A 6,729-nucleotide genomic window follows, 5' to 3' on the forward strand; every position below is an offset into this window, starting at 1 on the left:
CTGATTTCACGACTGCTTCGCAGCCGAACGGGAGCAAGCTCCCTCGCCACAGGTTGGGTATTGCCCCTGCAGGTTTTTTTGACCGGGAGATCACGTCGGGTGATCTCCCGGTTTTTTCCATTAGGCGAACACGAAATACTTGGCAGTACTCCCATTTCACGTATTTACGCGGACTTTTGTGGCGAGGGAGCTTGCTTCCGCTGGTTCGCGCAGCGGACCCGGAATGAGGCAAATGCGCAGTTTCAGCTAAAACGTGCTTGCTGATTTCACGACTGCTTCGCAGCCGAACGGGAGCAAGCTCCCTCGCCACAGGTTTGGTGATGCCCTGCAGGTATTTTTGACCGGGAGATCACGTCGGGTGATCTCCCGGTTTTTTCCATCAGGCGAACACGAAATACTTGGCAGTACTCCCATTTCACTTATTTACGCGGACTTTTGTGGCGAGGGAGCTTGCTCCCGCTGGTTCGCGCAGCGGACCCAAAATAAGGCAAATGCGCAGTTTCAGGAAAACGTGCTTGCTGATTTCACGACTGCTACGCAGCCGAACGGGAGCAAGCTCCCTCGCCACAGGTTTGGTATTGCCCCTGCAGGTTTTTTTGACCGGGAGATCACGTCGGGTGATCACCCGGTTTTTTCCATCAGGCGAACACGAAATACTTGCGCACGGTTTCCACCACTTCCCACGTACCTTTCATGCCTGGCTCGACGATGAAAATGTCACCGGCGCGCAGGTGGATCGGCGCCATGCCTTCCGGGGTGATGATGCAGTAGCCTTCCTGGAAGTGGCAGTACTCCCATTTCACGTAGTCCACATACCACTTGCCCGGCGTGCAGATCCAGGTGCCCATGATCTTGCTGCCGTCTTCACTGGTGTAGGCGTTCAGGTTGACGGTGTGCGGGTCGCCTTCGAGTTTTTCCCATTTGCAGGCGTCGAGCACGGGCAGCGGGTGAGTGTCGCGAAGAACGGTAATCGGTGCGGTCATGATGACTCCGGCAGTGGGTACTGGAACTGAAGTCGCACCCTATAGCGCCCGTTCCTTGCTCAGTTGTCTGTGCTCGACACTGAGCTGTCCAGAAACGCACAGCGTTCGACGACTCAGGAGAGCGTCAATGCATGCAGCAGGGCCTTGGCGTAGCCGGGTAATGCGGCGAAGTCCCGGGCACAAAGCAACAGCTTGCGTTGGCCCCAGGGTTCTTGCAGGGCGAGGCGCTTGAAGGTCGGTCCGATGGGGGCGCGTTCGATTGCGGCCAGCGGTACGATCGCCAGTCCCGCCCCGCGGGCAACCATGCGCATCACGCCATCGAAGCCATCGGCGCGGATGCGGATCTGCATGCGTGAACCTGCGTGCAGCGCCTGTTCCTCCAGGTACACCGCCAGTGCGCTATTGGCGTTCAGCCCGACGTAGTGGTGATGCAGCGTGTCGGCAAAGCTCACCGAGCTCGCCTGTGCCAAGGGATGTTCGTGGGGCATGATCAGCACCAACGGGTCGTCGCGAAACGCGCAGGTCTGCAGGTCAGTGGTATCCACTGCATCGGAGACAACGCCGAGGTCCGCCGCTCCCTGGCGCAGCGCGTGAGTGATGCGTGCGCTGGGCAGTTCCTGCAGGTCGATATCGAGATTGGGGTGTTCGCGCAGGAAGTCGGCAAGCAACTCCGGCAGGTACTCGGTGATTGCCGTGGTGTTGCACAGTAATCGGACCTGCCCTTTGACGCCGTTGGCGTATTCGGCCAGGTCCTGTTGCATGCGCTGTGCCTGTTGCAGCAAAACCCTGGCATGCCGCGCCAGGGCTTTTCCGGCAGGTGTTGGCGTGACACCACGACGACCGCGTTGCAAAAAATCGGTGCCCAATGACGACTCCATGGCGCGGATTCGCGCGCTGGCCGCTGCCAGGGACAAATGGCTGCGCGTGGCGCCGGCGGTGATGTTGCCGGTGTCGAGGATGTTCAGGTAGAGGCGCAGGTCGGTGAGGTCGAAGTGCATGGGTAGCCGCCGGTTATGCGTTGTCTGGACTGGCCTCATCGCGGGCAAGCCCGCTCCCACAGGTGACCGGGGTGTTCCGGGCGAACGCGATCAGATGTGGGATCGCGTTCGCCCGCGAAGGCGTCAGTCGGCGCGATCAATTTTTCAGGCTCTTGCCAGGCAAGAGGCAGCCTTAGTATATGGCAGATTTTCAACTGGCCAATCCGGGCTCAGGATAGCCCCATGAATACGCTCGTCACGTTCTACCAAAACCTCGGTCTGGCCCTTTCATTTCTGATCATCGCCACCTTCCTGCTGGCCGGCATGATCAAGGGGGTGATCGGCCTCGGCCTGCCGACCGTTGCCATGGGCTTGCTCGGTCTGGCTATGGCTCCGTCGCAAGCTGCGGCTCTGCTGATTATTCCAGCCACCTTGACCAACCTCTGGCAACTGGCGTTCGGAGGGCATCTGCCGGGGTTGGTCAAGCGGTTATGGCCGATGTTGTTGGCGATTTTCCTTGGCACCGGCATGGGCACGCTGTGGATCGGCATGGCCGGTGGGCACTGGGTGGTGCGGGGGCTGGGAGCGGCGTTGATGCTGTATGCCTTGAGTGGTCTGTTTCTGCCAACCCTGCGTGTGGGGAGTCGCAACGAACGTTGGCTGGGGCCGCTCTGCGGTCTGGTCACCGGCGTCATTACCTCGGCTACCGGCGTCTTCGTGATCCCGGCAGTGCCGTATATGCAGGCACTGGGGTTGAGCAAGGATGAACTGGTGCAGGCACTGGGCCTGTCGTTCACTGTCTCGACCCTCGCCCTGGCCGGCGGGTTACTGTGGCGCGGGGCTTTGGGCGGGGGCGAGTTGAGTGCGTCGCTGCTGGTGCTGATTCCTGCGGTGCTCGGCATGATGCTCGGGCAATGGCTGCGTCAGCGGATCAGCGCCGTGCTGTTCAAGCGTGTGTTCTTCATTGGCCTCGGATTGCTCGGCGGCCATTTGTTGATCAGCGGCTAGCGGACGACGGGCTGATCATCTCGATGGCGCGGATCTCGAAGTCACGCTCCAGGTACTCATCGCGCTGCTCAAGAAACTGCTTCATGTGCGGCAGGTTCGAGTGCACGTCGAGATGGGCCTGTGATTGCCAGATCTCATAGAAGATAAACAGCGTCGGGTCCTGTTTGTCGCGCAGCATGTGGTACTCGATGCAGCCGGGCTCGGCACGACTCGCTTCTACGTGGTCGCTGAAAAACGCTTCGAAGGCCGCGGATTTTTCCGGGCGGGTCTTGGCATGCAGGATGAAGCCTTGGATTTCACTCATTAGGAGGTCCTCTGGTCAGAATCGGCGCCAGTCTAAGGCAACAATCTCTTGTTGATTCGTGCGTGTGGGTCAAATGAATTTTGTGCAATGAGCGCTTATTCCGCGCGAGGCAGATCGTTAATCTGCCGCCATCCGATTCCTGACCTTCCCGAGACCTCCCATGAAAAAAGTTCTGTTGCTCAACGGCGGCAAAAAATTTGCCCACTCCGATGGCCGTTACAACACCACCCTGCATGAAGCTGCGTTAAGCGTGCTGGACCGTGGCGGCGTGGACGTGAAAACCACGTTCATCGACGAGGGCTACGACGTGGCTGAAGAAGTCGCCAAGTTCCTCTGGGCCGACGTGATCATCTACCAGATGCCTGGCTGGTGGATGGGCGCACCGTGGACCGTAAAGAAGTACATCGATGAAGTCTTTACCGAAGGTCATGGCAGCCTGTACGCCAGCGACGGCCGCACCCGTTCCGATGCGTCGCAAAAGTACGGCAGCGGCGGTTTGATCCACGGTAAGCAATACATGTTGTCGTTGACCTGGAACGCACCGCAGCAAGCCTTCGACGACCCGACCGACTTCTTCGAAGGCAAAGGTGTGGACGCGGTGTACTTCCCGTTCCACAAGGCCAACGAATTCCTCGGCATGAGCGGTTTGCCGACCTTCCTTAGCGTGGACGTGATGAAACGCCCGAACATCGAAGGTGACGTGGCGCGTTATGAACAGCATTTGACCGAGGTGTTCGGCCTCAAGGCCTGAGGTTCCTTTTGCCCCGCATCCAGCTACTATCAAGCCAGTTTTTGAATGAGGGGCAAACGTGAAAGCCAGGTCCGATGAGTTGCAGATTTTCGTCTGCGTGATTGAGTGCGGATCGATTTCAGCGGCGGCCGAGCAGGTCGGGCAAACCCCGTCGGCGGTCAGCCGCACGCTGTCGCGGCTGGAGGCCAAGCTCGATACCACGCTGATCAACCGCACCACCCGGCGCATGGACCTGACCGAGGAGGGCAAGTATTTCTTCGAACACGCCAAGCTGATTCTCGATCAGATGGACGAGCTCGAAGAGCGCTTGTCCTCGCGCCAGCAAACGCCGTCCGGGCGTTTGCGCATCAACGCGGCCTCGCCGTTCATGCTGCACGCCATCGTGCCTTACATCGATGAATTCCGGCGGCTCTACCCTGACATCCAGCTTGAGCTCAACAGCAACGATCTGATCATCGATTTGCTGGAGCAAAGTACCGACATCGCCATCCGGATCGGCACGCTGGCGGACTCGACCCTGCACGCGCGCTCACTCGGTTGCAGCCCGTTGCACATCGTCGCCAGCCCGGCGTACCTGGAAAAACACGGCACGCCGACCGCGGTGGCAGACCTGTCCGCCCATACCTTGCTGGGCTTCACCCAGAACGAAGGCCTCAACCAGTGGCCGTTGCGTTATGTGCATGGCGATCGCTGGCCGATCGAGGCGGCGCTCAGCGCCTCCAGCGGTGAAACCATCCGCCATCTGGCGCTGGAAGGGCAGGGCATCGCCAGCCTGTCGCACTACATGACCATCGAAGACATTCGTGCCGGCCGCTTGAAAGTGTTGCTGGCAGAGTTCAACAGTGGCTATCGCCAACCGATCAATGCCGTTTACTACCGCAACTCGCAGCTGGCCTTGCGAATTCAGTGCTTTCTGGATTTTATCCAGGGCAAGCTGGCGCTTTATGCCTCAACGAACTTCAACGACTGAAATAGGCCTGGCATCTCTTTTCTGGTTTGGACTGCGTCATCGTTCATCGCGGGCAAGCCACGCTCCCACAGGTATTGTGTGGTTCACGCAACGGGTGTACGACGCAGAATCTGTGGGAGCGGGCTTGCCCGCGATGGCATTTGTGAATGTGCATCCGTAACATCCGCACACTCTTTTTGCTGCCCTGTATGCGGTCCCCCATGAAACCAAGAATTCTGCGCGCCGATGCCCTGGCCGGACTCACCACCTCTTTCGCCCTGCTGCCCGAATGCATCGCTTTCGCCCTGGTCGCCCATCTCAATCCGCTGATGGGGCTTTATGGCGCATTCATCATCTGCACCCTGACCGCGCTGTTCGGCGGCCGGCCGGGCATGGTGTCCGGCGCTGCCGGGTCGATGGCGGTGGTGATCGTCGCGCTGGTGGTGCAACACGGTGTGCAGTACCTGCTGGCCACGGTCTTGCTCGGTGGTTTGATCATGATGGCGTTCGGTTTGCTAAGGCTGGGCAAACTGGTGCGCATGGTGCCGCACCCGGTGATGCTCGGCTTCGTCAACGGCTTGGCGATCATCATTGCGCTGGCGCAGCTGGAGCATTTCAAGAATGGCGAAAGCTGGCTCAGTGGTACGCCGCTGTACATGATGGTCGGCCTGGTCGTCGTGACCATGGCCATCGTGTATGGGCTGCCACGCCTGACCCGCGCCGTGCCGCCGGCACTGGTGGCAATTCTGGGGGTGGGCCTGGCGGTGTATCTGCTCGGCTTGCCGACCCGCACCCTCGGCGACATGGCGCACATCGCCGGCGGTCTGCCGACGCTGGCATTGCCGGATATTCCATGGAACCTGGAAACCCTGCGCGTCATCGCGCCGTACGCGATCCTGATGGCGCTGGTGGGCCTGCTGGAAACCCTGCTGACCCTCAACCTCACCGATGAAATCACCGAGAGCCGTGGCTACCCGGACCGCGAATGTGTGGCGCTGGGGGCAGCCAACATGGTCTCCGGCGTATTCGGGGGCATGGGCGGCTGCGCGATGATCGGCCAGACAGTGATCAACCTCAGCTCCGGTGGGCGCGGGCGCTTGTCCGGGGTGGTGGCCGGGGTGTCGATCCTGTTGTTCATCCTGTTCCTGTCGCCGCTGATCGAGCGCATTCCGTTGGCGGCATTGGTCGGGGTGATGTTCGTGGTGTCGCAACAGACCTTCGCCTGGGCCTCGCTGCGGGTGATGAACAAGGTCCCGCTGAACGATGCGCTGGTGATCATCGCCGTGACGGTGATTACCGTGTTCACCGATTTGGCCACCGCCGTGCTGTGCGGCATCATTATCGCGGCGCTGAATTTTGCCTGGCAACAGGCCCGGCAGCTGTACGCCGACAGTCATCTGGAGAGCGACGGCAGCAAGCTTTACCGGGTCCACGGTACGCTGTTCTTCGCCTCGACCACGCCATTTCTCAACCAATTCGATCCGGCCAACGACCCGGCGCAAGTGACGCTCGATTGTCGTCATTTGAGCTTCGTCGACTACTCCGCCATCGCCGCGCTCGACACTCTGCGCGAGCGCTACAACAAGGCCGGCAAGCATCTGCGAGTGCTGCATTTGTCCGAGCGTTGCAAGAAATTGCTCCGACGCGCCCGGGTTCATCACGACTGAGACCGGCCTGTGATCGTTCCCATGCTCCGCGTGGGAACGCTTCTTCGGACGCTCCGCGTTCGGCTTCGCAGTGGACGCAGAGCGTCCCGG

Annotated in this window: 7 protein-coding genes; 4 read left to right on the forward strand and 3 right to left on the reverse strand. The window is 60.2% G+C overall.

The window, feature by feature from the left end; genetic code table 11:
- Nucleotides 1-638: 638 nt before the first annotated feature.
- Both D8U18_RS08740 and D8U18_RS08745 read right to left on the reverse strand, forming a co-directional pair.
- Complete coding sequence (locus D8U18_RS08740; RefSeq protein WP_056854914.1) at nt 639-983, reverse strand: cupin domain-containing protein; 345 nt, start codon at nt 981-983, stop codon at nt 639-641.
- A gap of 113 nt (nt 984-1,096) precedes the next feature.
- Nucleotides 1,097-1,981: a LysR substrate-binding domain-containing protein gene (locus D8U18_RS08745; protein ID WP_056854915.1), complete on the reverse strand. Its 885-nt coding sequence runs from the start codon at nt 1,979-1,981 to the stop codon at nt 1,097-1,099.
- 222 nt (nt 1,982-2,203) lie between these two features.
- Between D8U18_RS08745 and D8U18_RS08750 the strand changes: the two genes are divergently transcribed.
- Complete coding sequence (locus tag D8U18_RS08750) at nt 2,204-2,968, forward strand: sulfite exporter TauE/SafE family protein (RefSeq protein ID WP_131107455.1); 765 nt, start codon at nt 2,204-2,206, stop codon at nt 2,966-2,968.
- Here the strand turns inward: D8U18_RS08750 and D8U18_RS08755 are convergent.
- Nucleotides 2,958-3,272 (reverse strand): putative quinol monooxygenase, encoded by a 315-nt coding sequence (locus D8U18_RS08755; RefSeq protein ID WP_130906211.1) that lies wholly within the window; start codon nt 3,270-3,272, stop codon nt 2,958-2,960. The two genes, D8U18_RS08750 and D8U18_RS08755, sit on opposite strands and share 11 nt — an antisense overlap.
- 160 nt (nt 3,273-3,432) lie before the next feature.
- Here D8U18_RS08755 and D8U18_RS08760 point away from each other — a divergent pair, with 160 nt between their 5' ends.
- The 3 genes from D8U18_RS08760 to D8U18_RS08770 all read left to right on the forward strand — a co-directional run bounded on the left by D8U18_RS08760 (nt 3,433) and on the right by D8U18_RS08770 (nt 6,639).
- Nucleotides 3,433-4,023: an NAD(P)H-dependent oxidoreductase gene (locus D8U18_RS08760; RefSeq protein ID WP_056854918.1), complete on the forward strand. Its 591-nt coding sequence runs from the start codon at nt 3,433-3,435 to the stop codon at nt 4,021-4,023.
- Between the two features lie 58 nt (nt 4,024-4,081).
- Entirely contained in the window at nt 4,082-4,993 is a 912-nt protein-coding gene (locus D8U18_RS08765) for a LysR family transcriptional regulator (protein WP_056854919.1), read from the forward strand.
- Between the two features lie 200 nt (nt 4,994-5,193).
- On the forward strand, nt 5,194-6,639 hold the full coding sequence (locus D8U18_RS08770) for a SulP family inorganic anion transporter (RefSeq protein ID WP_056854920.1): 1,446 nt from the start codon (nt 5,194-5,196) through the stop codon (nt 6,637-6,639).
- Nucleotides 6,640-6,729 lie beyond the last annotated feature (90 nt).

The organism is Pseudomonas sp. Sample_10 (genome assembly GCF_004321495.1).
In the GTDB taxonomy this organism is placed as follows: domain Bacteria; phylum Pseudomonadota; class Gammaproteobacteria; order Pseudomonadales; family Pseudomonadaceae; genus Aquipseudomonas.